Source organism: Neobacillus sp. 114 (genome assembly GCF_030127045.1).
GTDB classification, from domain to species: Bacteria; Bacillota; Bacilli; order Bacillales; family Cytobacillaceae; genus Neobacillus; species Neobacillus rhizophilus.
Genome location: NZ_CP126144.1, coordinates 170,001 through 196,878, shown reverse-complemented (window position 1 = coordinate 196,878; position 26,878 = coordinate 170,001). Strand labels below are relative to the sequence as shown.

The 26,878-nt window shown below is 40.8% G+C and carries 20 protein-coding genes, 7 tRNA genes and 1 pseudogene; 6 read left to right on the top strand and 22 right to left on the bottom strand.

The features are described 5' to 3' along the window. Nucleotides 1-117 precede the first annotated feature (117 nt). The 4 genes from QNN06_RS01075 to QNN06_RS01060 all read left to right on the top strand — a co-directional run bounded on the left by QNN06_RS01075 (nt 118) and on the right by QNN06_RS01060 (nt 9,000). Entirely contained in the window at nt 118-2,022 is a 1,905-nt protein-coding gene (locus tag QNN06_RS01075; protein ID WP_213120971.1) for a PhoX family protein, read from the top strand. Between the two features lie 237 nt (nt 2,023-2,259). Continuing rightward, nucleotides 2,260-4,620 carry an alkaline phosphatase family protein gene (locus tag QNN06_RS01070; RefSeq protein WP_213120972.1) on the top strand — a complete coding sequence of 787 codons (2,361 nt, stop codon included), beginning with the start codon at nt 2,260-2,262 and terminating at the stop codon, nt 4,618-4,620. A gap of 136 nt (nt 4,621-4,756) precedes the next feature. Continuing rightward, the gene (locus tag QNN06_RS01065) at nt 4,757-7,882 is read left to right on the top strand and encodes an efflux RND transporter permease subunit (protein WP_284036766.1); all 3,126 of its coding nucleotides are present in this window, start codon (nt 4,757-4,759) and stop codon (nt 7,880-7,882) included. A 206-nt stretch (nt 7,883-8,088) separates the two neighbouring features. Next, nucleotides 8,089-9,000, top strand: a complete 912-nt coding sequence (locus QNN06_RS01060) for an EAL domain-containing protein (RefSeq protein ID WP_284036765.1) — start codon at nt 8,089-8,091, stop codon at nt 8,998-9,000. Nucleotides 9,001-9,357: 357 nt separating this feature from the next. Here QNN06_RS01060 and QNN06_RS31315 read toward each other — a convergent pair. Both QNN06_RS31315 and QNN06_RS01050 read right to left on the bottom strand, forming a co-directional pair. Further along, nucleotides 9,358-9,459, bottom strand: a pseudogene (locus QNN06_RS31315) (hypothetical protein); the annotation flags it as partial. Nucleotides 9,460-9,872: 413 nt separating this feature from the next. Beyond that, nucleotides 9,873-10,802 (bottom strand): phosphate ABC transporter substrate-binding protein, encoded by a 930-nt coding sequence (locus QNN06_RS01050; RefSeq protein ID WP_213120975.1) that lies wholly within the window; start codon nt 10,800-10,802, stop codon nt 9,873-9,875. Nucleotides 10,803-11,469: 667 nt separating this feature from the next. Between QNN06_RS01050 and QNN06_RS01045 the strand changes: the two genes are divergently transcribed. Beyond that, a complete protein-coding gene (locus QNN06_RS01045; RefSeq protein ID WP_213120976.1) occupies nt 11,470-11,652 on the top strand; it encodes a hypothetical protein in 183 nt (60 codons plus the stop codon). A 26-nt stretch (nt 11,653-11,678) separates the two neighbouring features. On the opposite strand, the gene phoU is transcribed toward QNN06_RS01045, so the two are convergent. From phoU to QNN06_RS01015, 6 genes are all read right to left on the bottom strand, one after another. Then, on the bottom strand, nt 11,679-12,338 hold the full coding sequence (phoU, locus tag QNN06_RS01040) for a phosphate signaling complex protein PhoU (protein ID WP_284036763.1): 660 nt from the start codon (nt 12,336-12,338) through the stop codon (nt 11,679-11,681). Between the two features lie 14 nt (nt 12,339-12,352). Beyond that, on the bottom strand, nt 12,353-13,126 hold the full coding sequence (gene pstB / locus QNN06_RS01035; RefSeq protein ID WP_213148173.1) for a phosphate ABC transporter ATP-binding protein PstB: 774 nt from the start codon (nt 13,124-13,126) through the stop codon (nt 12,353-12,355). A 12-nt stretch (nt 13,127-13,138) separates the two neighbouring features. After that, complete coding sequence (gene pstB, locus QNN06_RS01030) at nt 13,139-13,948, bottom strand: phosphate ABC transporter ATP-binding protein PstB (protein ID WP_213120991.1); 810 nt, start codon at nt 13,946-13,948, stop codon at nt 13,139-13,141. Between the two features lie 28 nt (nt 13,949-13,976). Then, nucleotides 13,977-14,864, bottom strand: coding sequence for a phosphate ABC transporter permease PstA (pstA, locus tag QNN06_RS01025; RefSeq protein WP_213120979.1), 888 nt, complete (start codon nt 14,862-14,864; stop codon nt 13,977-13,979). Then, complete coding sequence (gene pstC / locus QNN06_RS01020; protein WP_284036762.1) at nt 14,864-15,784, bottom strand: phosphate ABC transporter permease subunit PstC; 921 nt, start codon at nt 15,782-15,784, stop codon at nt 14,864-14,866. The genes pstA and pstC overlap by 1 nt, the downstream gene beginning before the upstream one ends. Before the next feature lie 76 nt (nt 15,785-15,860). Continuing rightward, entirely contained in the window at nt 15,861-16,772 is a 912-nt protein-coding gene (locus tag QNN06_RS01015) for a phosphate ABC transporter substrate-binding protein (protein ID WP_284036761.1), read from the bottom strand. A gap of 227 nt (nt 16,773-16,999) precedes the next feature. On the opposite strand from QNN06_RS01015, the gene QNN06_RS01010 reads away from it, so the two are divergent. Then, nucleotides 17,000-17,209 (top strand): hypothetical protein, encoded by a 210-nt coding sequence (locus QNN06_RS01010; RefSeq protein WP_284036760.1) that lies wholly within the window; start codon nt 17,000-17,002, stop codon nt 17,207-17,209. A 150-nt stretch (nt 17,210-17,359) separates the two neighbouring features. Here the strand turns inward: QNN06_RS01010 and glmS are convergent, their stop codons facing one another. The 14 genes from glmS to QNN06_RS00940 all read right to left on the bottom strand — a co-directional run bounded on the left by glmS (nt 17,360) and on the right by QNN06_RS00940 (nt 26,855). Beyond that, the gene (glmS, locus tag QNN06_RS01005) at nt 17,360-19,162 is read right to left on the bottom strand and encodes a glutamine--fructose-6-phosphate transaminase (isomerizing) (protein ID WP_284036759.1); all 1,803 of its coding nucleotides are present in this window, start codon (nt 19,160-19,162) and stop codon (nt 17,360-17,362) included. A gap of 450 nt (nt 19,163-19,612) precedes the next feature. Then, nucleotides 19,613-20,965: a phosphoglucosamine mutase gene (glmM, locus tag QNN06_RS01000; protein WP_213120984.1), complete on the bottom strand. Its 1,353-nt coding sequence runs from the start codon at nt 20,963-20,965 to the stop codon at nt 19,613-19,615. A 36-nt stretch (nt 20,966-21,001) separates the two neighbouring features. Then, entirely contained in the window at nt 21,002-22,219 is a 1,218-nt protein-coding gene (locus QNN06_RS00995; protein WP_217037429.1) for a CdaR family protein, read from the bottom strand. After that, nucleotides 22,212-23,039, bottom strand: coding sequence for a diadenylate cyclase CdaA (gene cdaA / locus QNN06_RS00990; protein ID WP_213120986.1), 828 nt, complete (start codon nt 23,037-23,039; stop codon nt 22,212-22,214). The genes QNN06_RS00995 and cdaA overlap by 8 nt, the downstream gene beginning before the upstream one ends. A gap of 126 nt (nt 23,040-23,165) precedes the next feature. Beyond that, nucleotides 23,166-23,789, bottom strand: a complete 624-nt coding sequence (locus tag QNN06_RS00985) for an anti-sigma factor family protein (protein WP_213120987.1) — start codon at nt 23,787-23,789, stop codon at nt 23,166-23,168. Between the two features lie 19 nt (nt 23,790-23,808). Further along, nucleotides 23,809-24,372, bottom strand: a complete 564-nt coding sequence (sigW, locus tag QNN06_RS00980; protein ID WP_213120988.1) for an RNA polymerase sigma factor SigW — start codon at nt 24,370-24,372, stop codon at nt 23,809-23,811. 262 nt (nt 24,373-24,634) lie between these two features. Then, nucleotides 24,635-25,534, bottom strand: a complete 900-nt coding sequence (gene rocF, locus QNN06_RS00975) for an arginase (RefSeq protein WP_217037428.1) — start codon at nt 25,532-25,534, stop codon at nt 24,635-24,637. 623 nt (nt 25,535-26,157) lie between these two features. Then, nucleotides 26,158-26,230: transfer RNA gene (locus QNN06_RS00970), tRNA-Lys, on the bottom strand. A 73-nt stretch (nt 26,231-26,303) separates the two neighbouring features. Further along, nucleotides 26,304-26,378: transfer RNA gene (locus QNN06_RS00965), tRNA-Gln, on the bottom strand. 45 nt (nt 26,379-26,423) lie between these two features. Next, nucleotides 26,424-26,508 (bottom strand) — tRNA-Tyr (locus QNN06_RS00960). An 8-nt stretch (nt 26,509-26,516) separates the two neighbouring features. After that, nucleotides 26,517-26,592: transfer RNA gene (locus tag QNN06_RS00955), tRNA-Thr, on the bottom strand. A gap of 9 nt (nt 26,593-26,601) precedes the next feature. Next, nucleotides 26,602-26,677 (bottom strand) — tRNA-Val (locus QNN06_RS00950). 6 nt (nt 26,678-26,683) lie between these two features. After that, nucleotides 26,684-26,758 (bottom strand) — tRNA-Glu (locus QNN06_RS00945). Between the two features lie 24 nt (nt 26,759-26,782). After that, nucleotides 26,783-26,855: transfer RNA gene (locus tag QNN06_RS00940), tRNA-Thr, on the bottom strand. Nucleotides 26,856-26,878: the final 23 nt, after the last annotated feature.

Here is a 26,878-nt window from a genome sequence, read left to right as displayed (position 1 = left end):
TTTTTTGCATTTACAAATTCTTTAATTTCTCTTAACAAAAGATATACACTGCCTTAATATTTTTCCTGTTTAATAGGTATGTACGAAAAAAGTAATGAATCTTTGAGGAGGATCATAATGAAAAATTTCCGTATTGGCAAAAAAGGCACGACCATTGCCCTCGCTCTATCATTAACAATTCCTGCCTTAACTCCAGCGGCAGCTGCATCTAATAATCAAGTAAAAATTGATTCTGTTAAGTTTAACGGAATGCCAGCACCTACTACTATTGATAAAATGGTAAAAACGTACACAGAAGCATCAGTAGATGTAAAATATAGCAATGGTGAAGTAAAGAACTTCCCGCTTACTTATCAGAAACTATTTAAATCTGAAGATAAAGTGGCTATCAATAAAGGCGAGCTGATTCCTGCTGGTACTCCGATTGATGTAAACGGAAATCCAATCATGGATACTAGTGTAGAAGGGAATCCAACGTACTATGTATCCGATGCTCCTGATTCCAATAGTTTATTAAAGCCAATTGCCGGGAAACAATACATGGTAACTCATTATGAATACCAAACGATCGATGCTGCTGGCAAATCCGCATATGGAATTGTTCCTGCATCTATGTCCCTGACAACTCTTGACCAAAATAATAAGACCGGTGAGCTAACACAGAAACAGGTAAAGAAGATTGATTTTTCAAGCGTAAATGGTCTATGGATTCCTTGTAACGGTTCCCTTTCACCTTGGAATACCCATTTAGGTTCTGAGGAATATGAGCCGGATGCCCGCAGTTTTGAATTGGATTCAACATCCTCTTCCAGAACTCAAGTAGAAAGCTTTGCAAAGCTTTATTTCGGGGATGCTTCAAAAGCAAATCCATATTTCTATGGATTCATTCCTGAAATTACTGTAAACAAGGATGGTTCTACATCGGTCGAAAAACATTACAGTGCTGGACGTTTCTCGCACGAAGTAATGAAGATGATGCCTGATAAGCGTACTGCCTTCTTCGGAGATGACGGATCCTATACGACGTTGTTTATGTATGTAGCAGATAAAGCGAAGGATTTATCTGCTGGTACACTCTATGCAGCGAAATTCCACCAAACCGGTACAGAAAATGGCGGAGCAGGTGATTTGGAATGGATTAATCTTGGCCATTCAACGGACAAGGAAGTCAAAGCCATTATTGACAGCGGTGTTAAGTTCAGTGATATCTTCGAAACATCAGACGTGCCAAAGGAAGGCTTTAAAGCTGTTAAGCAATATTCCTACGGAAAAACGGAATACTTGAAATTGAAGCCTGGTATGGAAAAAGCGGCAGCGTTTTTAGAGTCCCGCCGTTATGCAGCAATGCTTGGAGCTACAGCTGAATTTAACAAAATGGAAGGCGTAACCCTAAACGAAAAGGACAAGAAAGTATACATTGCGATTTCCGACCAAAGCAAAGGTATGGAAGCAAGCTCCACGGATCCAGTCGATGATATCCATCTTCCAAAAATTAAATCTGGTGTTACGTATCAATTGGATTTAACAGCTGGACAAAAAGACAGTCAAGGCCAAAAGATAAACAGTGAGTATGTAGCGGCTAAAATGTCTGGGCTTATTGCCGGGAAGGACATGCCATCTGCAGATGCATTTGGAAATACAGCAGATGTGAATTCAGTAGCCAATACTGATAATTTAAGCTATTCCGAAGCATTAAGAACATTGTTCATTGGTGAAGACAGCGGAATGCATACCAATAACTTCGTATGGGCCTATAATGTTGATACAAAGGAATTATCAAGAGTTTTATCAGTACCAGCAGGGGCTGAATCAACTGGTTTATTTGCAGCAGATAATCTAAAAGGACACTCTTATATTATGAGCAATTTCCAACATCCTGGTGATGAATTAGATACGAAGAACATTTCTGCCGTGGATAAAGTGGAACTAATAAAGGCAATGGAAAAAGAAATCGGTATTAATCGTACTGGTGGAATAGGTTATATTTCCGGACTGCCTTCACTAGAAGATTTGAAAAAATGATTAAGATTTATAAATAGTAAGGAATTTTCTAAGGTTTAAACCCGGTAATCTATTGATTCCCGGGTTTTTTTACATAGTTAGATAAAAACACACGACAAAACTACTATTTAGTAGAGTCAATAATCAAATTTTACCATTTATATTTATATACTTTTTAATTCTATTTAATTCCCAGTTTACAAAAACGGAGTAGGATTAATGATGTAATAGATTACTGATTAAAAGGGAGAGGGTTTTATGAAAAAGAAGAAAATTCTGGCGGCTTCTCTGGCTACTTTGATTCTTGGATCAACATCTGCCTATGCCGGCTACACCCAATTGGTTGGACCCCAAGAAAATGGAACGGCTGTTACTCCACATGGATGGATTGTTACCCCTTCGGGTAAACAAGTAACGCTTGGCGATTTCCCGATGGGTGGCGCGCTAAGTCCGGATCATCGGTATCTGATTGTTTCCAACGATGGACAAGGTGAACAATCTCTTCAAGTCGTAGATGTTCAAACTCAAGAAGTCATACAGACCATTCCTTACAAATCTCCGGAAGCACTTTATTTTGGGGTTGCATTTAGTCCAGATGGAAAAACAGTTTATGCTTCAGCCGGAGGCAATAACAAAATTCGCGTTTATGGTTTTGATAATGGAACATTAACAGAACAATCTCCAATCATGCTACAAAACAGCAGCAAAACAAACTTCTATCCTGCTGGTATTTCCGTTTCTAAGGATGGAAAGTTCCTCTTTATTGCAAATAATTTAAACCATTCCGTTTCAAAAGTAGATCTTGCCACCAATCAAATCGTAAAAACAATTGGTGTTGGGAAGCATCCTTACGCAGCTATTTTAAGTAACGATGGAAAATCACTATATGTCAGCAACTGGGGAGAAAGCAGCATCAGTGTTGTTGACCCAGAAACACTCGAAATCAAAAATACCATTCCAACAGGCCTTCATCCAAATGCGATTGTTGAGAACTCCGTGAATGGCATGATCTATGTAACCAATTCCGACAGTGATTCCGTTTCCGTCATTGACCCAGTACAACAAAAAGAAATCCAAACGATATCGCTTAGCCCTTATAAAAATGCTCCAATGGGAAGCCAGCCAAATGCCCTTACCCTAAGCAATGATGGCAAGACTTTGTTTGTTTCCAATGGAGGAAATAACGACGTGGCGGTCATTGATTTGGAAAAAGGAGAAGTGAAAGGGTTAATTCCGACTGCATGGTACCCAAGCGGAATCTATTTACATGATGGCCAGCTCATGGTGCTAAATGCCAAGGGGCTTGGAGCAGGTTCTAACCGGGACGGCCAGTACATCGGGAGTATGATCAAAGGAACCATGTCCTTTATCGACATTCCGGATGACAAGCAGCTGAAAAAATATACAAAACAAGTCGAAAAAAATAATGAAATAGCTAAACCAACAGGATATAGTGCAAGCGAAAAATTTCCTATCCCACGCTTCGAGGGCCAAGAATCACCAATTAAACATGTCATTTATGTCATTAAAGAAAATCGCACCTATGACCAGGTATTTGGTGATATGGAAAAAGGAAATGGCGACCCGAGCTTAACCATCTTCGGAAAAGATATTACACCGAATATTCATAAGCTGGCGGACCAATTCGTCTTATTGGATAATTTCTATGCAAATGCAGAAATCAGCGCCCAAGGACATAACTGGTCTACAGCTGCACAATCAAATGATTATGTCGAGAAAAACTGGCTGGCTAACTATTCCGGACGTAACCGTGCTTATGACTTTGAAGGCGGCAATGAAGCAGCCTATCCAAAAGCCGGATTCCTATGGACGAATGCGCTTCGCTCGGGTGTATCTTTCAGAAGCTATGGAGAGTTCGTCAATTATGATAGTAAAACAGGTAAATATGTGGCTGCCGAAGCGAGCATGGGTAATAACTTTGATCCAGACTACCCTTCTTACAATTTAAAAATATCAGATCTTACCCGCTTTGATGCGTGGGCAGATGAATTTAAGCAATTCGTCGATAACGGGAATCTTCCACAACTTCAAATTGTTCGTCTTCCAAACGACCATACACTCGGAACAAAGGTTGGAGAATTAACCCCTCAAGCGATGGTAGCGGAAAACGATTATGCACTTGGTAAGCTTGTCGATATGGTAAGTCACTCGCCATATTGGAAAGACACCGCCATCTTTGTCACAGAAGATGATGCTCAAAATGGCTGGGATTCTGTTGATGCTCACCGCACAACATCTCTTGTTATCAGCCCTTATACACAAACACGCACTGTAGACAGCACATTGTATGATACCACCTCCATGCTACGGACAATGGAAATGATTTTGGGCATGAAGCCGATGACACAATTTGATGCCTCTGCAGTTCCAATGATCAACACATTTACACATAAACCTAATTTCGAGTCATTTAAAGTAGAAGAACCAACCTATCCGCTTGATCGTAAAAATGGGCAAAATGCACCGATGGCGAAAGAATCCGCAGAACTAGACTTTTCAGGAGTAGATCATGCCGACTCAGAAAAATTGAACAAGATTCTTTGGAAATCCGCAAAAGGTGATAAACCTTATCCAGGAGAGAAAAAAAATGCTAATTAACTTATAAGTTTCAGACACTAAAAGTAATCTATTGAAAATGTTTATACAATTTTTTCAGGGAGGCCTGCCCCTTTGGTCGGCCTCCCTTTTCTTTTCAAGCATGCAATTTATTCATATACAAGAAAGGATTTCTAACATGATTCGATTTATTGAAGGGACCATGAAACGGTCCATTTTGATTTTGACCTGCGTTGTGTTAATTATCGCATGGGGAGCCATTTCTGCCTTTCAGATGCAGCGTGACTACCTCCCTCCTATTAATAACACGGCCCTTATGGTCACAATACAAGCAGACAACTATCAAGCTGATCAAGTCAAACAAATGATTACAGCAAAGGTTGAGGAGGCTGTCCGCTCGGTTGATAAACTGGATTATTTGGAAACCAATTCGTTTGACGGCGGTTTAATGGCAAGCCTTTACTTTCCCAATCATACGGATATGGAAAAGGCCGAAGAGGAAGTAAAAGCTTCCGTTGAAAAGGTCAAATTTCCTAACGATGTAAAAGAACCTTTGATAACAAGGGTCAGTACGAACTCCTTTCCCGTAATGAGAATAAGTTTGACAAGCGGAACTGAAAATATCGATGAAAATCTTTTGCGTACAACCCTTCAAGAAAAGGTGGCAAATGAAATCAAACGGGTTCCAGGAGTTAGGGAAGTGCGTGTCACGGGTGCCGGGAATGCCGGATACCTATTGACATTAAAAGAAGATGCACTCCACAAATACGGGTTAACACCAAAAGATATTCAATCTGCACTTACATCTATCCACCCCATTTGGCCACAGGGAACCATTAAAGAACAGGGTGGTCCAGATGGACAAATTACCATGCCAATCCGTATTACAGGCTGGACCTTAAATCAAACTGACCTGCAAAAAATAAAAATCCCGGTTAAAGGCGGAGTAGATGTAAGTTTACAAGAAGTAGCCAACATTGAGAGCAGTATCATTAATTTACAAACGGTTTCAAGGAGTGCAGGCCAACCCAGCGTTCTGTTGGATGTCTTAAAAACGCCTTCTTCCAATGTTACGGATGTAACAGCACGAATTAACGAACGGATTCAAGCCATACCCGAAGTCAAGTCAGATGCCGTAGACCTTTCAATCTTTTTGGATCAGGGACAAGAAATAAACACTTCATTAAAAGGGTTAATTAAAGAAGGACTATTGGGGATTTTGTTCTCTGTCATCTGTGTATTATTATTTTTCAGGAATGCCCGTTCAACCTTGATCATTTCCTTATCATTGCCAATCTGCCTTCTTACCACTACTGCAATCCTGAAGGCCATGGATGTCAGCTTGAATATCTTAACCATTTCCGGATTAATCGTCGCGATGGGCCGTGTGGTCGATGATTCTATTGTTGTAATCGATAATATGTACAGAAAGCAGTTGGAAACAAACAACGGCCATATGGCGGTTCAGGGATTGGCAAAGGGTGTTGTCGAAATGGTTCCTGCGATTGTTTCCTCGACAGCCACTACGGTTGCTGTGTTTTTACCTATTTCAATCATTGGCGGGATAATTAGTTCCGCATTTTCCGGATTTGCCTGGTCGGTGGTGATTTCCCTTGTGACCTCTCTTGCAGTTTCAATTATAGTCGTGCCTGCACTAGCCTATTTATTATGGAAAAAACCGCTTATAACAAAGCCAATGGATATGGAGACAAGCGCTCAAAAAATCCTCCAGTGGGTTTTCTTGAAGAAAAAATTGATTGCAACACTTACCGTCTTCCTTTTTGCCATTACAATCTTAGCGGCCACATTTCTTCCGGTCAACTTTTTTCCAAGAGGGCCGTCAAAGGATGTTGCCATTCAAATTGAACTCCCTGAAGGAGCACAGCTGTCAGATGTCGATGCCGAAGTGAAAAATATTGAAACGATCTTAAAGAATAACCATGAAGTGGACACATTTTCATCGACTCTTGGATCGAACTTTACCCCAATGTTTGATGATGTCTTTGATGAAGGCGGCGGCTGGATGCAAAAACAAAATATCGCCAATGTATCTGTTGGGATTAAAGACCAATCCGACATTGATTCTTTCGTTAAGGAATTGCGTCAGCAGCTCGGGAGACTTTCAACTACTGCGGTCTATACGGTTTCCAACCAAAATATAGCAGGAGATGATTCCAGGCTAAAAGTTATTTTAACTGGCGGAGACCAACAGGGACTCGCAGCAGCTGCTATTTTGGTTAAAAGCAAACTGCAGATGATTCCAGGATTAAGTGTAGAAGGAGCAGCGAATGATGCGGATGCACCAATAAAACATTATCTTTCACTTAATCAGGAAAAAATTCAAAGCTTGGGACTAGATGTTGATGAAGTTCTTAAACGTATTAATGGTTACCTGCCCCAAGACGACAGCCTGAAGATTTTATCAGGTAATATAGAAACTCCCATAGCTATTCATGCTGATGGCTTTAAACATAACCTAACAGCAACTGACCCTGAACCTGAAAAAACAATATTATCCAAAATGGGGCATGAAATGTTTACAGCCAAGGATGGGTCAATGGTGTCGCTTGCGGAAATAACGACGTTGGAGACAAGCATGCAAACTGTTATAAGTGAGCAGGATGGCCGTCCTTTTGCCGCCGTTACAGGTAATATTATTACAAAGGACATTGGAAAGGTAACCCAGCAAGTAAAAGAAACCATGAACGGATTAGATCTTCCCTCAGGTGTTGAGTATTCAATTGGAGGGATTTCTCAACAAGTGAAGCAGATGGTATTAGAGATGAGTCTCGCTCTTGCCCTCTCTCTTGTACTGGTCCTTATGATTATCAGTGCTGTTTTCCGAGGCTGGCATGCTCCAGCATCAGTTCTTATTTGCATTCCATTGGCATTGATAGGTTCCGTGTGGAGCATGGTTCTATTCGGAATGGAATGGAATCTCGCAGCAATGATTGGAATATTAATGCTGGCAGGAATCGTGGTCACCAATGGAATAGTCCTGGTTGATAAAATTGAACGGAATTTAGCGGAAGGGATGGAGGCAAAACAGGCCATTCTGGTCGGCACCTCTTCAAGGGTCAGACCAGTGTTAATGACTGCAGGAACAACCATCCTGACCCTGCTCCCTTTAGCCTTTTCAAGCAACGGGAACACAATCGTTTCTCAAACACTAGGTATGGTCGTAATAGGCGGTATGATCAGTTCTACACTTATCAGCCTGTTGATCATTCCGATTATGTATGAATGGTTAAGTAAAAGAGCTACAAAAAATAAGGCCAAGCAAGAGTTTCAAATTACCGCTTAAAAGTATTATCTATATCTCAGACATATTGGATTCACCAAGGCTCGGTACATTCCGAGCCTATTTTCTTATTCACTTCTATACCACACCTTCATTACAATTATGGAAAGTCCATCAAAAAATTAACAAAAGTCCATTGTTAAATTTACATTAGATTAATATTTGTAAATTAAAATTATAATCATCATATTAAAGCAGGTGCGCTTAACATGGATAGTCAAGAAAACAGACATTTAATTACGACGTTTAGGAGTAGTATCTTTTATTCTTATTTTAAGCACTTAAATAACAGACTAAAGAAAGAAGTGTTGTATTATAAGAGATTGAAGGAATTACAAAAAATAATGAAAAATAATGCATTAGATACATTCTTTCAGCCTATTCTTAAATTAGAGTCCGGAGAAACGGTTGGATATGAAGCCTTAAATCGTCCTATTGCAACGAATCTATTTCCAAACACCGATACGTTTTATGAATTTGTTGGACAATCGAATCAAGTGTTTTTATTTGAATGTTTTTGTAGAAATATTTCTCTTAAACGTTTTATTAATCGCTTAAAAGGGAATGTCCGACAAAGAACCTCATTACTATTTATTAATATCCACCCTAATGTTTTATTAGATTCCAATTATCAAAGCGGCGAAACACTTCAGCTCTTATCTGAGCTTGGAATTGAACCAAACCAGGTTGTTTTTGAATTAACAGAGAGAAGTGCTGTTACAGATTTTGTACTGTTTGAAAAGGTCCTTTCCAATTATCGTTCCCAAGGATATCGAATCGCCATTGATGATGTTGGCTCTGGCTACAATAGTCTTAAAACATTAATTTATCTAAAGCCTGAATTTATTAAGCTTGATAGATCCCTCATTCAAAATATCGATCAAAATATCGAGCAGCAGCACTTGGTTAAATTAATCATCGAATACGCAAAACAATCTTCTACGGAAATTATCGCCGAAGGAATAGAAAGAATGGAAGAACTTGATTTTATACGTGAACAAAGAGTACATTACGGGCAAGGCTATGCACTAGGTAAACCACATGAGGAAGTAAAACCTGGGGTTCTTCCTAAGTATTCAATAAATCATCAGAAGGCAACCACTGAAGGTGAAGCCAGCTAAAACATAAAAAAGCATCGTTGGGATGCTTTTCAAATTGTCGAGAAAGGTTATTTTTATCGGCAATTTTTATTTTGTCCAAACCTAAATTACCAAATTTTTATTGATTATCCCTGCTAACAGGCCTGTTGATTTCCGCTCCGGGCACTCGCTTTCCGCGGGGAGCTCCTGGAGCCTCCTCGGCGCTTTGGCGCCTTGGGGTCTCCAGTGACCTCTATATCCCGCAGGAGTCGAGTGCCCTCCACTCCAATAAACAGGGAGGCAAATCAACCTAAATTATGCAACACACATTTTCCATCCTTGATAAGTGTGTTGCAATCTTTTTCATATTTTGGCAGGCTGCAGTAAGAAGAGCCTGTTTATCATTTTAAAAAGAATGAGGGGATCGTATGGGCGGCCTTTGTCCTCACTATAAAAAGGTCGAACTTTTTCAAGAAGAAAAGAGAAATCAATATATTTGTCAAACGAAGAAGGTGGTCATTCATATTCACTTTGGCTTTGGCTATACTCTTTTGGCTTATTTTATTGGAGTTGAAGGACTTTATTGAATACACCTGTTGATTGGCGCGGAAGGCACGAAGACTCCTGCGGGAGTACGGGGCAGGGGAGACCCCGCAGGAGCGAAGCGACGAGGAGGCTCCCCGTCACGCCCTAAGGTGCGCGAAGTGCCTGGAGCGCCAATCAACAGACTTGTTGAAAAGCCTTTTATTAATAACATTGAAACGAATTAACGCGGTTAATCGTTAATGAAAGTGGATAAAAAAATGGCTATCGATAGTTTCTCGACACCCTGAAAAGCATAGTTAGGATGCTTTTTTAGTTCATTAAATATTAAAAAAGGTAAATGCTAGTGCATTTACCTTTTTTGTCAATCATTATAGATTTTTTTGTTTTCCTTCAGCGTCACGTTCTACTTTCATTTTCGTTACAGGAAGGTAACCTTGTTCTTTCAATAAAGTTGTTTGAACATCGTCACTCATTAGGTAGTCAAGGAATGCTTTTGCAATTTCTGTTGGCTCACCTTTAGTATATGAGTGCTGGTATGCCCACACTGGGAATTTACCAGATTGAACGTTTTCTGCAGTTGCTTCAACGCCATCGATTGCAAGTGGAGTTACAGTATCATCAGTGAAGTAAGAGAATGCAAGGTAGCCAATAGCACCGTCTGTTTCGCTAATAATCTTTTTAACAGTGTTTGAAGAATCCTCAGTCACGCCTTCAGCAGGTGTTGCACCGTCAAGAGCAAACTTATTGAAAATAGCACGAGTACCTGAAGAGTCAGGACGGTTTACAAGAACGATTTTTTGATCTTTCCCGCCAAGTTCTTTCCAGTTTGTGATTTTACCAGTGAATACTTTGATTAAGTCATCTTTTTTAATATCTTTAATTCCAACTTTAGGGTTAACAGCAGCAGTCATACCTACAACAGCTACTTTATGATCTTTAAGTTCACTTGCTTTATCAGGAATTTTTTCTTCAGCAAAAACGTCAGAGTTACCAATTTGAACAGATCCTTCAGATACTTGAGATAAGCCTGTACCAGATCCGCCTGCATTTACTTGAATATCAACTTTTGGATTTTTTGCCATGAATTCTTCAGCTGCCGCTGCTACTAATGGCTGCATCGCAGACGAACCAGAAACAACTAATGAACCGGAAAGTTCTTTCACTTCTTCAGTTTTAGGTTTTTCCTTGCTAGTATTTTCCTCTTTCTTATCTGTTGAAGCACTGCCTCCACAAGCTGCCATGATGACCATTAATGCTGCAAATAATGTAAGAAGGCTTAATTTTTTCAAGCTTTTCATTGCGTTGGTTCCTCCTCAGGAAGTTTGATTATATTTATTTGCCTTACACATATAAAGATAGTCCAAAAGTATTAACGTGGTTTTAATTGGTTGTAAAGGTTATGTAAAGATAAGTTAAATAATGAGAATCATGAATTTACAATTCTTCAGGCTGTCGAGAAACTATCGATAGCCTTTTTTTATCCATTTTCTTTAATGATTCTCCGTGTTAATTTGTTATAGCGTAATTAATAAAAGGCTTTTTCAACAAGTCTGTTGATTGGAGAGGAGGGCACTCGACTCCTGCGGGATATAGAGGTCACTGGAGACCCCACAGGCGCCAAAGCGCCGAGGAGGCTCTAGGACCTCCCCGCGGAAAGCGAGTGCCCGGAGCGGAAATCAACAGGCCTGTTAGCAGGGATGATTAATAAAAATTGGATAATTCAGGTTTTGACAAAATAAAAAATTGCCGAGAAAAATACCCTTTCTCGCCAATCTGATGAATTTACTATTCTTTTTTGGATCTAAAAAAAGACGCCAAGTATAACTTTTTACTTGAACGTCCTTTTTATATATTTAGAAACTTCAACTAAAACATAAAGATCTTTTACACATCTTTCATACTGACTTAATAAACCGATTTTACAATAAGCATGAAAAACAATTTCAACATAAAAGGAGGATATCCATGTTTTTAAGACAGTTTACTAACAATCGCATGATTACTATTGATTATGATACAAATGGAACTTTGAAGATACTGAAAGGTAAAGTTTGCGGTGTTAATTTAAAAGAACAAGTCCTTTTTTTAAAGGATGAAAAGCAAAAGTCCTTTTCAATTAAATTATCAGGTATTAGACATATTCATTAGCTCTATCATCATTCTAATGAACAATCTTAAGCATTTAAATCATAACGTTCTCCGGTCACAAGGTAAATAACATGCTCACCAATATTGGTTGAGTGGTCCGCAATCCTTTCGATATATCTGCATACAAATGCTAACTGATTAATTTGATTAATATGATCAGGATATTTCTGTACATATCCCATAAGCTCTTTTATAAGTTTTCCATACATTTCATCGACCTTATCGTCTTTCTTTGCACACGTCTTTGCCAGTTCGACATCTTCCGAGAGGAAGGCGTTTAAAGAATCACTTAGCATCTCCAATGCAAGATTCATCATAATCGGAATGTCTATTATTTCTTTAATATGTTTTTCTTTGCCGATATGTACCGTTGATTTTGCAATATTAACAGCATTATCAGCAATACGTTCGACCTCTGATGATATTTTTAGAGCGACAATGATTTTCCGGAGATCCCTTGCTACGGGAGATTCCTTTGCAATTAGGATAATGGCTTTATTATTAATTTCATGTTCCAAATCATCGATGATTGTATCATTTTGAATAATCTCATTTGATTTATCAATATCTTGATTTATTAGGGCATTAATACTTTCCTTAATGGCATTTTCCGATTTGCGGGCCATTTCCATCAGCATATCTTTTAATTCTTTTAAATGACTATCGAATTTTGACCTTGTATTCACTATTGTCACCCCTATTATCCAAATCTCCCTGTAATATACCCTTCAGTCCGTTCATCCCTTGGGTTCGAGAAAATCTTTGAAGTTTCATCGAGTTCAATTAATTCTCCCATTAAAAAGAAAGCTGTTTTATCCGACACCCTTGAGGCTTGCTGCATATTGTGCGTCACAATGACAATCGTATATTTTTCCTTTAGTTCCAAAATTAATTCTTCAATTTTCAAGGTGGAAATGGGATCAAGGGCCGATGTTGGCTCATCCATTAATAAGACCTCTGGTTTTGTAGCAAGAGCCCTGGCAATACACAGCCTTTGCTGCTGGCCGCCCGAAAGCCCGAGAGCAGGTGCATGTAACCTGTCCTTCACCTCATCCCACAAAGCAACGTTCATCAATGATTTCGTGACAATCTCATCCAGATGCTTCTTTTTTTTGATTCCATGGATTCTGGGTCCGTAAGCGACATTATCATAAATTGACTGTGGAAAGGGATTTCCTTTTTGAAAGACCATTCCAACCTTTTTCCGCAATTCTACCAAGTCCAATTTTTCATTTAATATATTGTGGCCATTAAAATTGATTTCTCCCGTCATCTTAACATTCGAAACATAATTAATCATCAAGTTCAACGTCTTTACAAAGGTTGACTTCCCACACCCGGAAGGACCAATCATAGCTGTGACCTCTTTTTTGATAATCGGAAAATTAATATTCTTTAATGCATGATGTTCACCATACCATAAATTAAGGTCCTTTATATCAAATACATTCCTGGTTAAGGTTGCAAACGTCACACCATTCCCCCCTTATCCGAATCTTCCCGAGATATATTCCTCTGTTTTTTTGACAGATGGATTCGTAAATATCGTATCTGTGATGTCATATTCTATCAAATCACCGCTCAGGAAGAAGGCTGTTTTATCAGAAATACGAGACGCTTGCTGCATATTATGAGTAACAATTATGATTGAATAGTCCTTTTTCAACTCCACGATAAGATCCTCAACCTTGGCATTCGAGATAGGATCCAGCGCTGAAGATGGCTCGTCAAGGAGCATGACAGTTGGCTTCATAGCGATCGTCCGAGCAATACAGAGACGTTGCTGCTGCCCTCCAGACAGTGATAATGCGGATTTATGCAGACGATCTTTTACTTCCTCCCATAATGCTGCTTTCTGAAGACTCTCCTCAACGATTTCATCAAGCTTGCTTTTCTTTCTGATGCCTGCAAACTTCAAAGCGTGGGTGATATTATCATAAATGGATTTTGGAAATGGATTCGGCTTTTGAAAGACCATCCCGATTTCTTTCCGTAACGCTACAACATTTATTTGCTCTGATAATATATTTAGGTCATCATAGATAATTTCCCCTTCTGCCCTTGCTCCGGGTATCAAATCATTCATTCTGTTAATACTGCGCAAAAATGTCGATTTACCGCATCCAGACGGACCTATAAGGGCAGTTACTGAATTTTTCTCAATATCCATTGATATTCCATTAACAGCTCGTTTTTCTCCATAGAAAATTTCTAAGTTTTTAACATGCAAAACCATATTTTGTTGCTGATTTTCTTTACTTTGAATCAAGTCTGTTTCGGCTGGTCTTTGCTTCATTGCTGTCGCCATGTTTTTTCACCTGCTTTTATTTAGTTGCCGTGATTTTGCGATGAATCAAACTTCCAATCCATCTTGCCAATAAATTAAAAATTAATACGGAAAGGACTAAAACTGCAGCCGCACCGCTTGAGACCTCTTCCACATCAGGAATTAAGCCTTGAGTATTGACAGCCCAAATGTGTACTGCCAAGGTCTCCGCCGGACGAAAAATATTTAATGGGGATGTGGCAGAAAAGGGGTTCCAGTTTGCATAATCAAGTCTTGGTGTAGACAAGCCGGCAGTAAATAATAATGCCGCTGCTTCCCCAAATACACGGCCCGAAGCAAGGATGATACCGGTTAAAATCGTGGGAAATGCACTAGGCAAAATTACCGTTTTAATGGTGTGCCAATGAGTAATCCCTAATGCAAGGCTGGCCTCTTTTAACTCCCGGGGAACAGACCGAATCGCATCCTCACTCACCCGCACAATGACTGGCAGATTGAATACGGTAAGAGCTAATGCCCCCCCTAAAATCGTATAACCCCATCCAGTTAAATTAACAAACATCAATAAACCAAACATTCCAATCACAATTGAAGGCAGAGAGGCTAGAACTTCGATACAAGAACGAATAGTATCAGTAATCTTTCCAGGTTTAGCATATTCCGCCATATAAATTCCTCCGCCCAACCCTAATGGGACGGCAATTACCATCGTAATGACCAAAACATACAAGGAATTGAACAATTGGTCACGGATTCCCCCTCCAGCTCTTACGTTGCTTGAGGGAGTTGTTAGGAAATCAAGCGATATATTTTTTAATCCGTTAACCAAAATATAGTAAAAAAGACTAACAAGAATTGCAATGATAATAAGTGCTATGCAATAGAACACACCAGTAGCTATTCGGTCAGCGGTTTTCGTATTCATTACAATTTCCTCCTTGCTGATAAATAACGAATGAGGAGAATAAATGCGAACGACATGACTAATAGGATCAATCCCATCGACCAAAGGGTATTATTTTCCACACTTCCATATGTAGTATGACCCATGTTTAACGTAATAATGGTTGTTAACGTGGCAGAAGCATCCAATAAGCTTGAAGGCAAATTTTTCACGTTTCCGATGACCATTTGAACTGCCAACGCTTCACCAAATGCTCTCGCCATTCCTAGTACGATGGCCGTCAGCAGTGATGGCATGGCAGCAGGAATAAGTACTTTTTTGATGGTTTGCCAACGGGTGGCACCCAAGGCAAAAGAACCTTCTCTTAATACCCCTGGCAGAGAACCCATTGCATCGGTAGCGATGGATGTTACTGTTGGCAAAATCATAATGGAAAGAACAATAGTTCCGGATAGCAGGCTGAATCCAAGTCCTCCTATATTTTCCCGGATAAAAGGGACTAATACGGAAAGCCCGATGAACCCATAAACAACCGAAGGAATTCCAACTAACAACTCAATCACAGGTTGTAATATTTTTCTTCCCCAGGATGGGGCAATTTCTGTCATAAAGATGGCCCCGCCAATCCCTAATGGCGCTGCAACAAGTGCCGAGAGAAAGGTGACGGCAAATGAGCCAAAAATAAACGGCAGTGTACCATATTTCGGATTAGCCTTATCCGTAGGATTCCAAGTCTTACTAGTTATGAATTCGATAAGGCTGATACCATCTTTTATAAAGGATTGGAGCCCTTTTGTCCCTAGAAATATCGTAATGGCAATAGTGGCAGAAATCATAATGACAGCACATAAGATGACCAAGGCCTTTCCCCTAAATTCCCCACCCAGCCAATCTTGGCCGGACTTCAGCAGCCTATCTTTTGCAGAACTCGCTTTTTCCATATTGCACCAACCCCCTAAAACTACGTCATAAGGGTAAATGTGGTGACACATTTACCCTTTAACTGCTACATACGACCTATTTGTTTGTTTGATTACCTTTCGCGTCACGTTGTACCTTCATTTTTGTTACAGGTAAATAGCCCTGCTCTTTTAATAACTTGTTTTGAACATCAGCAGACATTAAATAGTCCAAAAATGCTTTTGTTGCACCGCTTGGTTCACCCTTGGTATAAGAGTGTTCGTACGCCCAAACTGGAAATTTGCCTGATTGGACATTTTCATCTGTTGGTTCAACGCCATCTATAGATAGTGGAGTTACTTTATCATCTGTAAAGTATGAGAAAGCTAAATAACCAACTGCACCAGCGGTTTCATTAACAATTTTTTTAACCGTGTTGGATGAATCTTCTGTAATTCCTTCCGCAGGTGTTGCTCCATCAAGAGCAAATTTATTGAATACTGCACGAGTACCTGAAGCATCAGGGCGGTTGACTAATACGATTTTTTGATCCTTACCGCCAACATCTTTCCAGTTTGTAATTTTGCCTGTAAAAACCTTAATAAGGTTTTCTTTTGAAATGTCTTTAATTCCGACACCTGGGTTAACTGCAGCAGTGATTCCAACAACCGCAACTTTATGATCCACTAATTGGTCAGCTGGAATCCCTTGTTTTTCTTCCGCGAAAACATCAGAGTTTCCGATTTGAACAGATCCTTCCGCAACCTGTGATAAACCAGTACCAGATCCGCCAGCGTTTACTTGAATATCTACTTTAGGATTATTAGCCATAAATTCTTCCGCCGCTGCCGCTACAAGGGGCTGCATGGCAGAAGAGCCAGAAACGACCAAGGAACCAGAAAGTTCTTTTCCGGCTTTATCACCGGTATCTTTAGTTGTGTCTTTTTTCGCTCCTCCGGCGCACGCAGCTGCAAATATCATTAAAGCAACAATTGTCATCAATAGGCTGATTCTTTTTAAACTTTTCATTTGAAAAATTCCTCCCGGATAAGGTTTAGTATTAGGAATTGCATCATTCTTTTTTATGATGCCTTTGCTAAAGATAAATATTTAAGTAAGATAAAAAAATAAATTTCAGAGCAAGCAACCTTTACTGAACTTGGCCTAAAATATTCCTTGGCGTTCTGTGAATTTATTTTTTCAAAAAATTGAACATTAGAAGGGAAAATAAATTAAAAGGTAAGAGAGGGATTAGCATGTCCGAAGGTGAACAAAACAAAAATGAGGCAAAGGAAGTAAATCAATATTTAAGTCAAAAATTTAAAGATTATAGTGCAAGATACTCTCAGGTAAGTTCCGAAACAGAAAAGGCAAATCAAGAAATTCAGGAACAATTCTATGGAGAAAAAGAAGACAATCTTCTTCCTTTTCATGTTGATAGTAACAATCCTCCCATAAAAAAATAGCAAGCGTTAGAACAAATGTATGGGACGGTTCTTCTGTCTCCTTTTGGGGGGAAACCGGTAAAACCCTTCTCCGCATCAAGTTACGCCCAAATACAAAAAAAGACGGCTCTTTTGCTTCAAAAACTGAAGCAATAGAACCGTCTCCATGCCTTACTCCACTGTTACCGACTTCGCGAGGTTACGTGGTTTGTCAACGTCGCAGTCGCGGTGCAGGGCTGCATAGTAGGCAAGGATTTGTAATGGTATGACAGAGATAAGTGGTGTTAATAATTCGTGCACTTCTGGAAGGACAAAGCTGTCTTCGTCCATGTTAAGTCCGTTCATTGAGATAATGCATGGATTGGCGCCGCGGGCAACAACTTCCTTCACATTGCCGCGAATGCTTAAATTCACGCTTTCCTGAGTGGCAAGTGCAATGACCGGAGTACCTTCCTCGATTAAGGCAATCGTTCCATGCTTTAACTCCCCGCCAGCAAAGCCCTCTGCTTGAATATAAGAAATTTCCTTAAGCTTCAAAGCACCTTCCAAACCAACATAAAAGTCAATGCCGCGGCCGATAAAGAAAGCATTCCGTGTGACTGAGAAGAATTCACGGGCAATGACTTCTAGTATTTCCTTAGAGTCACATAGAACATCCATCGCATTAGCAACTAAGCCAAGCTCATGAATCAGATCAAAGCTAACTTCTAAACTGCGGCTCTTCGCGGTCACATCGGCTAAAATCGCAAGAACTGCCAGCTGTGCTGTATAAGCCTTAGTCGAAGCTACTGCAATTTCTGGACCGGCATGCAGCAATAAAGTATAATCCGCTTCACGTGATAATGTCGATCCAGGCACGTTTGTAATCGTCAATGCTGGATAGCCCATTTCTTTTACCTGAACGAGTACGGCACGGCTGTCGGCAGTCTCACCGCTTTGTGAAATGAACACAAACAATGGCTTTTCAGATAAAAGTGGCATATTGTAGCCAAATTCGCTGGAGATATGGACTTCAACAGGAATCTTTGCGATTTTTTCAATGAACTGCTTACCCACAAGTCCAGCGTGATAAGAAGTCCCCGCAGCAATGATATATACGCGGTCCGAAGCGTTTACAGCATCAATGATGTCGCGGTCAATCACAAGCTTGCCCTGCTCATCTTGATAATGTTGAATGATTTTACGAACAACAGCAGGCTGCTCATCAATTTCCTTCAACATATAGTGAGGGTATGTTCCCTTTTCAATATCGCTGGCATCAAGCTCGGCTGTGTATGGCGCACGGCTGATGACTTCTCCATCTAAGTTTTGAATGGTCACAGCATCTTTTGTTACAATGACGATTTCTTTATCCATTAATTCAACAAACTGATCGGTTACTTGGAGCATCGCCATGGCATCGCTTGCGACTACATTGAAGCCGTCCCCTAGGCCGACAAGCAGCGGGCTTTTATTTTTTGCTACATAAATGGTGTTGTTGTCTTCTGCATCCAAAAGCGCTAGTGCATAAGAGCCATGCAAAAGTGTCAATGTTTTGCGGAAAGCCTCTAATACGCTTAGGCTTTCGTTTGCAAACTTCTCGACAAGCTGCACAATGACTTCTGTATCGGTTTCACTTTTGAAAGAAACATCCGCTAAATATTCGTGCTTTAGCAGATCATAGTTTTCGATGACGCCGTTATGAACAAGCGTAAAGCGGCCGGATGCGCTTTGATGCGGGTGGGAATTTCCTCTGCTTGGAACTCCGTGTGTTGCCCAACGTGTATGGCCAATTCCAACGTGTGCCAATACATCTTCATCGACAATGCTACGAAGGTCAGCGATGCGGCCTTTTTCCTTAAAAATTTGAATCCCGTCTTCGTTTTTAACAGCTATACCTGCTGAATCATAGCCTCTATATTCAAGCTTTTCTAAGCCTTTTAGTAAAATTTCTTTCGAATCTAGATTTCCAATATATCCAACAATTCCGCACATATTAATTCTTTTCCTCCCTGATATAGGGGGCAAGAAGCTTTGGAGGCGTACCTGCCCCCTTATCTCTGTTTTTTATAGGTATCTGTCTATACCTTTTTCAACATTATTTTAGTATGTGCATTTTCTCCCCTTTGTGCACCGAGTTGCCTCCGTGTTTTAAGGAAGAAATTGACGGTTGTGCGTTTCAACCGGGAGGTATCCGCCGAACATTTCGATAATCCTCCACCTCGTCAACTAGCCAAACCCTCTTTCGGCTAGTTCTGGCGCTTTTGTAAAACAACTGTCCTACCGCTGCCCCCCTTCCAATAACATTGCTTTATTAAACAAAGCAAGTTAATAGTACATGATACGCATTGGTTCGTCAACTTAAAACTTTATGGCAAAATTTAAACCATACATAATAAAATATGCATAAGGAAATTAGATGTTCCCTTATGCATATAGCGAATTTTATTCTTCGTTTAAACCCATTTCCGCCTTAACAACAGCTGCAATGCGGTTCACATATTCTTCGCAAAGCTCCTCTGAAGATGCCTCTGCCATTACGCGGACAAGCGGTTCTGTTCCTGACGGACGAACAAGAATGCGTCCGTTTCCAGCCATTTCGCTTTCCACCTGTGCAATAATCTCTTTTACCTTTTCATTATCGGTTACATGGTGTTTGTCTGTAACCCTAATATTGACAAGTTTCTGCGGGTATTTTTTCATTTCGGCCGCTAGTTCTGAAAGCTTCTTTTGAGTTGCTTTCATAATATTCACTAACTGCAGGCCTGTTAATAAACCATCACCAGTCGTATTATAATCAAGGAAAATAATATGACCGGATTGCTCACCGCCAAGGTTATAGTTATTTTTCTTCATTTCCTCGACAACATAGCGGTCACCCACTGCCGTAGGGACACTTTGAATGGCTTGGCTTTCTACTGCTTTATAAAAACCAAGGTTGCTCATGACGGTTGAAACTATCGTATTATGCTTTAATCGGCCCTGTTCCTTCATGTATTTTCCACAGATATAAAGGATATGGTCGCCATCAACGATGTTCCCTTTTTCATCAATCGCAATTAGGCGGTCACCGTCGCCGTCAAAGGCCAAACCAACGTCCGCCCCTTTTTCCTTCAACAAAGCAGCCAGCGCTTCCGGATGGGTTGAACCCACACCGGCATTAATATTTAAGCCATTAGGAGCTGCTCCCATCGTCGACAAATCTGCATCCAAATCAGCAAACAAATGCATCGCCAATGAAGATGTGGCACCGTGGGCGCAGTCTAAGGCAACGTGGATACCGGAAAAATCTTCGTCCACCGTATTCTTTAAATATTGCAGGTATTTTTGTCCGCCTTCGAAATAGTCCATGACAAGACCAAGGTCGGCCCCTGTCGGACGCGGCAGCTGATCATCTGACAGGTCCATCAAACCTTCAATTTCTAATTCCTGCTCATCGGATAGTTTAAAACCATCCGGGCCGAAAAATTTAATTCCGTTATCTGCAACAGGATTATGAGAGGCAGAAATCATAACACCTGCCTGTGCACCTAAAGCTTTAGTCAAATAGGCAACACCTGGTGTGGAAATAACACCAAGGCGCATAACTTCGGCTCCAATCGAAAGCAAACCGGCGACAAGGGCGCCTTCTAGCATATGCCCGGAAATCCGGGTATCACGTCCAATTAAAACCTTTGGACGGGCATGTTCTTTTGTTAACACATATCCGCCAAACCGGCCTAGTTTAAAGGCCAGCTCCGGAGTTAATTCGCTGTTTGCGACTCCACGTACTCCGTCGGTTCCAAAATATTTTCCCATTCTATTATCCGCTCCTTCTATATCTATTGCTCCGAATTAAGCATTGTTTGTTATCGTTATTTTTGCTGTAGATTTATCAGGCTTATAATTAACATTCGGCGGGCCATCAATATGAATATTCACTTCATGATTTCCTTCCGGAAGGCTTGAGAGATCAACATATGCGTTAAAATCTTCAGGTCTGAGACCGCTTAGGGCAGTGCTTGGCCCATTTACGATTAAATTAATCACTTTGTTTGCCGGGTCGGTAATGTCCGCTTTCAAATTAGGCCCCAAGCCTTTAATCTTAAGCGGCACTCCGGATACAGTTGTTTCCGCCTGCTTGCTCACCTTTACAGTGGCTTTTACCATTTGCGGGGTTACCTTCGAGATGCCATTTGAAATAATAACAGGCAAATCCAATGTCGTATTATCATTTATTTTACTAACATCCACTTCTACCCTGACACTTTCGGTATTTTTTAATATATCTTCATCCCCTGTGATGACAGCCTCCGCTGTATCTAGGTCGATGGATTCTATTGTCACGCCGGATGGCGGCGAACCTTTTCTAACTATATTGATAGGTACCGTTTTAGCTGTTTCTTTGATTGGAAGTGTGACCTTAACGGTTTCCGGTTCCACCGTTACATCCAGTTTATTTAAATCCTTATCAAGAACCTGAATCCGAGCCGTTTTTGTTGTGGTTTCCTTCAGTTTTTCTTTTTCCTCAATGACAGCCTTAACATACGTAATTCGATCGATTTCACTTTTGGCTCCAGTAATTTTCACTCTTTTCGGTTCCACTGCTGGGGTTCCTGCAGCATATCCATCTTCAATTTGGCCTGGGTTATACTCTGCCTCTACCTTAAATTCCTTTGCTATTTTTTCCTGTATGGTTACATAAACGGAGTTCGGCTTAATGGAAGCCTGCAATTTATCGGATAAATCCTTAACCTTCAGATTCACCTTCTGCCGTCCTATTTTGGCATTTGTTAAATCCACATAAACCTCAAAGTTTCGTAAAGCCTTGGCCGATTGAATATGCGTGATCGGCCCTTTGAGGTCCACATCGACTGTATATGGTACTCCCGTGACGACTAGATTTTCAGTATCATAATAAATCTTTACCGGAATATCTTTTATGGTCTCACTCGTTTGCTCCCCAGGCACATAAACATCTTTCCCGGCATGCGGAACCGAGGAGTATAACAAAACCGCCAATAGAAGCGCCAAGATTTTTATAAACCATGGGGTATCCATTAATTTATCCATTGCTTTTTCCCCTCCAGTTCCAACGAGCTGAAGAAGCTTGTTTTGTTTTGTGCTGATCCAGCAGTTCATTTGTCAGTATTTCGCGAAATTCATCCGCTTTTAAATCACGGTGCAGTTCACCGTTTTTGGTAAGCGAGATGGCGCCCGTTTCCTCCGATACGACAACCGTGATACTGTCCGTCACTTCGCTTATTCCTAAAGCCGCCCTATGCCGGGTTCCCAATTCTTTTGAAATAAAGGGGCTTTCCGATAAAGGCAGATAACACGCCGCTGCCGCCACATTATTTCTTTGGATAATGACTGCGCCGTCATGAAGCGGTGTATTCGGAATGAAGATATTGATCAGCAATTCAGAAGAAATTCTTGAATTTAATCCAATACCGGTTTCTATGTAATCGCTCATCCCTGTTTCTCTTTCAATCGAGATAAGGGCGCCAATCCTCCGTTTCGCCATATAATCTGTTGCTTTCATAATGGCTTCCACTGTTTTCTCCTGATCCTCATCTTCAGGATTGTTTGACCTGGAGAAAAACCGGCCTCTTCCCAACTGCTCAAGAGCCCTTCTAAGCTCTGGCTGAAAAATAATGATAATGGCCAGGAATCCGTAGGTAATGACCTGCTCCATCATCCAACTCAAGGTGGTCAGCCCGAAAAAATCACTGGCGACCTTCACAAGCAGAATAACAAAAATTCCTTTTAAAAGCTGAACCGCTTTGGTTCCTTTAATAATATTAATTAATTTATAAATGACATACCAGACAAGGACAATATCAATTGTACTCGATATATACTTCCAGAATGTCCAATCGGCAAACGGCATGGTTTTTCCTCCGTAAATTTGCTAGTAAAACAATATAACCAATACATTATATCACAAACTAAACTTGTACTTATTATATGTTACTGTTTAAAAAAACAAATCACTCCATTTTGAGTGATTTGTCATTTATTTAGTTTCCGTCTGGTCAAAAACACCTACTACGTCTTTGGCTGTTTTTTTCATCTGGTACCAGATCCAATCAAACACTTCGTTTACTACCTCAATATCGCCCGTAACATGGCCCGCAGAAGCGAGGTACTTTTCCCCATTGATGACAGTCGCATCTCCCTGGATTTCTCCTTCTATTCTGAGTGTTCCATTTCGGACGACAACGTCCCCCTTGACAACTTCTCCCTTTGGGACAATGACCGTGTTGTTTTTGACAATTAAATTCCGTTGTTTTGTCACAGAGAACTCCCGCTCATGATTCCACGTTGACATCAGGCTGCCACCCATTAAGACAACAAATAAGGATGCGGCCGTCAGAATTGGGTGATTCTTAAACCAGCGTGTCATTAGTACCTTCTTCTTTTCTTTCGGCAGACGTGCCAAAACATTGGCTGTAAAATTGGCTGGGGCCTGCATATTTGAAACGCTTTTGACAAAAGCGATCGTTTTCTTCAGTTCGTAAAAAATCGTTTCACAGTCTTTGCAGTTTTGGAGGTGTAGTCGTAAAACCTTCTCCTTTTCTAAATCAATTTCTTCGTCCAAGTATTCGTGCATGAGTTCGATGATATGGTCTGGACACATTCTTGTTTCACCTCTTTTTTTACACATACCTTAATTGTTGTTTCAACGCTTCCCGTCCGCGGTGAATTCTTGTTTTGACTGTTCCAACCGGAAGGTCGAGAATTTCACTTATTTCGTTTAAGGACAAATCCTCCATATATTTTAATACGATAGCTGACCGATATTTTTCGGGGAGTTTTAAAATTTCCTTTTGAACTGTCTCCTGCAGTTCCATGCTTTCTAATTCCTTTTCCGGCAGTTCGGTATTGGATGGAATCTGCGAATACATCGACAGCCCTTCCGTACCGGCCACCTCTGCATCTAAATAATGGTCCGGTTTCTTTTTGCGCATCCGGTCGATACAAAGATTGGTGGCAATTCGAAAAAGCCACGTGGAGAACTTTAAATCTTGGTTAAAGGATTTTATATTCACATAGGCGCGGATGAAGGCTTCTTGTGCTGCATCCTCAGCCTCATGCCGGTTCCCAAGCATTCGAAAGCAAAGCTGAAAAACACTGTTTTTATATATTTCAACAATTTCCCCAAATGCGTCTTGGTCGCCTTTAATGACTTGTTTTATTCTCTTTTTTACTATAGCTTCCATTAAATTACCTCAGCTCCAATGCTGCTACCCGATATACGTATCGTTAGCAAAAAGGTTTCGTTTTAGGTAAAAAAAGTTCTCAATACCTATAATTTTAACAAAGTATTAGTAAAAATTGCTAAAAGAATTCATAGAGGTGCTAATAGTAATGTTACATTGGAATTATGAACGTTTTGTGGAGGAATAATAAATGAATTGTAAAAATTGCAGCTGTAGAAAAAAATTAGCAGCTGCCCTTGTTTCGGCAGCTGCTGTGTGGTTTTTATAGAAGTTTTTCGCCAAATAATGACCCCATTAGTCCGACAGCGATGGAGGCGGTTTTATTTTTTTCATCGAGAATAGGATTAACCTCAACAAATTCTGCGGAGGTAATTAATTTTGATTCCTCGAGCATTTCCATAGCAAGATGGCTTTCGCGGTAGCTGATTCCACCCATTACCGGTGTCCCAACGCCTGGGCATTCGCTTGGATCTAGGCCATCGAGGTCAAGCGATAGGTGAACACCATCGGTTCTTTCCTTGAGGTAAGCGATTGTTTCTTCCATCACCTTTGCCATTCCCAGGCGATCGATTTCGTGCATGGTGTAAACCTTGATGCCTCTTTCTTTAATTAGAATCCGTTCTCCTTCATCAAGGGAGCGTGCTCCGATAATGACGACATTCTCAGGCTTTACTTTTGGTGCATAGCCGCCGATATTTGTTAATAATGGGTGCCCCAAGCCAATGCTGACCGCAAGAGGCATGCCATGGATATTTCCGGATGGGCTTGTTTCTGCTGTATTCAGGTCACCATGGGCATCGTACCAGATGACACCAAGGTTTTGATAATGCTTAGCCACACCTGCTAATGTGCCGATGGCAATACTATGATCACCGCCAAGAACAAGCGGGAACCAGCCTTCATTAACGGCCTCATCAACCTTTTCTGAAAGTAGAGTATTTTTTTCTGCAACCAGGTCTAAGTTTCTTAGATTGGATTCTTTATCGACGACAACCTCTGGTCTTCCAATTGGAATATCTCCCATGTCATGGATTTCTGAAAATAATGGCTTTAGGCGTTCGTTGATACCAGCATATCGAATGGCACTTGGTCCCATATCAACCCCGCGGCGCATCTGTCCCAAGTCCATAGGCATTCCAATAATCGAAAGTTTCTTTTTCATTATGTCTCCTCCTAATTGTCTATGCCTCTATTTTAACCGCTTTCATATTGATGACTCAACTCGACAGAAATTTGTATATATATGCGCGGGGCGGGGGGATGGAGACATTTAAATGTTGGCGGAATTGGTGCGTGTGTTCTTAATAAATGGGATAAAGGACAAAACAACAGCTTGATATCGAAAAATGCCCTTCATACACTTGATGAAGGACATTTTGGAATCCTAGATACTGGGGAATGGCCTTCATTAGCCCGATGAAGGACAAAATGATACCTTGGATAACGGAAAATGTCCCTCATAACCCCGATGAAGGACAAAATGATATCCTGGATAACGGAAAATGTCCCTCATAACCCCGATGAAGGACAAAATGATATCCTGGATAACGACAAATGTCCTTCATGACCCCGATGAAGGACAAAATGATATGCCGGAAAACGGAAAATGTCCCTCATAACCCCGATGAAGGACAAAATGATATCCTGGATAACGACAAATGTCCTTCATAACGCCCATGAAGGACAAAATGATATGCAGGATAACAGAAAATGTCCTTCATAAACCGTCATTTAAAAAAAATAAAAACCCGAGGATGCAATATCCCGGGTTTCTCGTAAAAATTATGAGCCATGAAGGACTCGAACCTTCGACCCTCTGATTAAAAGTCAGATGCTCTACCGACTGAGCTAATGGCTCACTATCATTGCTCAAACTACCTATCGGTACTTTTCGCAAAATCCTCTGAAGATAATTCAGGGATGTTTTGATTTGGCTGGGCTAGCAGGATTCGAACCTACGAGTGACGGAGTCAAAGTCCGTTGCCTTACCGCTTGGCTATAGCCCAATAATGTAATATTTCTAGCTTGTCCAAATATCGAAAAAATATAAATGGTGGAGGGGGACGGATTCGAACCGCCGAACCCTGAGGGAGCGGATTTACAGTCCGCCGCGTTTAGCCACTTCGCTACCCCTCCACAAAAAGTGGTGCCGGCTAAAGGACTTGAACCCTCAACCTACTGATTACAAGTCAGTTGCTCTACCAATTGAGCTAAGCCGGCATAATAATATGGTGGAGGATGACGGGATCGAACCGCCGACCCTCTGCTTGTAAGGCAGATGCTCTCCCAGCTGAGCTAATCCTCCAATAAATGGTGACCCCTACGGGATTCGAACCCGTGTTACCGCCGTGAAAGGGCGGTGTCTTAACCGCTTGACCAAGGGGCCATATTCTATTATAAAAATCAGGTAAGCTTCCAAGCGGGCTCGAACCGCTGACCTCTTCCTTACCATGGAAGTGCTCTACCTACTGAGCTATGGAAGCACAGCTATCTTTGTTGGTAAAAA

What these genes read in the sequence shown, in the direction of transcription:
- QNN06_RS01075 (WP_213120971.1), top strand. Translation starts at nt 118, where the DNA reads ATGAAAAATTTCCGTATTGGCAAAAAAGGCACGACCATTGCCCTCGCT.
- glmM (WP_213120984.1), bottom strand. Translation starts at nt 20,965, where the DNA reads ATGGGAAAATATTTTGGAACCGACGGAGTACGTGGAGTCGCAAACAGC.
- rocF (WP_217037428.1), bottom strand. Translation starts at nt 25,534, where the DNA reads ATGAAAAAGAAACTTTCGATTATTGGAATGCCTATGGACTTGGGACAG.
- pstA (WP_213120979.1), bottom strand. Translation starts at nt 14,864, where the DNA reads ATGAATACGAAAACCGCTGACCGAATAGCTACTGGTGTGTTCTATTGC.
- QNN06_RS01065 (WP_284036766.1), top strand. Translation starts at nt 4,757, where the DNA reads ATGATTCGATTTATTGAAGGGACCATGAAACGGTCCATTTTGATTTTG.
- QNN06_RS00995 (WP_217037429.1), bottom strand. Translation starts at nt 22,219, where the DNA reads ATGGATAAATTAATGGATACCCCATGGTTTATAAAAATCTTGGCGCTT.
- glmS (WP_284036759.1), bottom strand. Translation starts at nt 19,162, where the DNA reads ATGTGCGGAATTGTTGGATATATTGGAAATCTAGATTCGAAAGAAATT.
- QNN06_RS01060 (WP_284036765.1), top strand. Translation starts at nt 8,089, where the DNA reads ATGGATAGTCAAGAAAACAGACATTTAATTACGACGTTTAGGAGTAGT.
- cdaA (WP_213120986.1), bottom strand. Translation starts at nt 23,039, where the DNA reads ATGCCGTTTGCCGATTGGACATTCTGGAAGTATATATCGAGTACAATT.
- QNN06_RS01070 (WP_213120972.1), top strand. Translation starts at nt 2,260, where the DNA reads ATGAAAAAGAAGAAAATTCTGGCGGCTTCTCTGGCTACTTTGATTCTT.
- QNN06_RS01015 (WP_284036761.1), bottom strand. Translation starts at nt 16,772, where the DNA reads ATGAAAAGTTTAAAAAGAATCAGCCTATTGATGACAATTGTTGCTTTA.
- QNN06_RS01050 (WP_213120975.1), bottom strand. Translation starts at nt 10,802, where the DNA reads ATGAAAAGCTTGAAAAAATTAAGCCTTCTTACATTATTTGCAGCATTA.
- QNN06_RS01045 (WP_213120976.1), top strand. Translation starts at nt 11,470, where the DNA reads ATGTTTTTAAGACAGTTTACTAACAATCGCATGATTACTATTGATTAT.
- pstC (WP_284036762.1), bottom strand. Translation starts at nt 15,784, where the DNA reads ATGGAAAAAGCGAGTTCTGCAAAAGATAGGCTGCTGAAGTCCGGCCAA.
- pstB (WP_213120991.1), bottom strand. Translation starts at nt 13,948, where the DNA reads ATGAAGCAAAGACCAGCCGAAACAGACTTGATTCAAAGTAAAGAAAAT.
- QNN06_RS01010 (WP_284036760.1), top strand. Translation starts at nt 17,000, where the DNA reads ATGTCCGAAGGTGAACAAAACAAAAATGAGGCAAAGGAAGTAAATCAA.
- sigW (WP_213120988.1), bottom strand. Translation starts at nt 24,372, where the DNA reads ATGGAAGCTATAGTAAAAAAGAGAATAAAACAAGTCATTAAAGGCGAC.
- QNN06_RS00985 (WP_213120987.1), bottom strand. Translation starts at nt 23,789, where the DNA reads ATGTGTCCAGACCATATCATCGAACTCATGCACGAATACTTGGACGAA.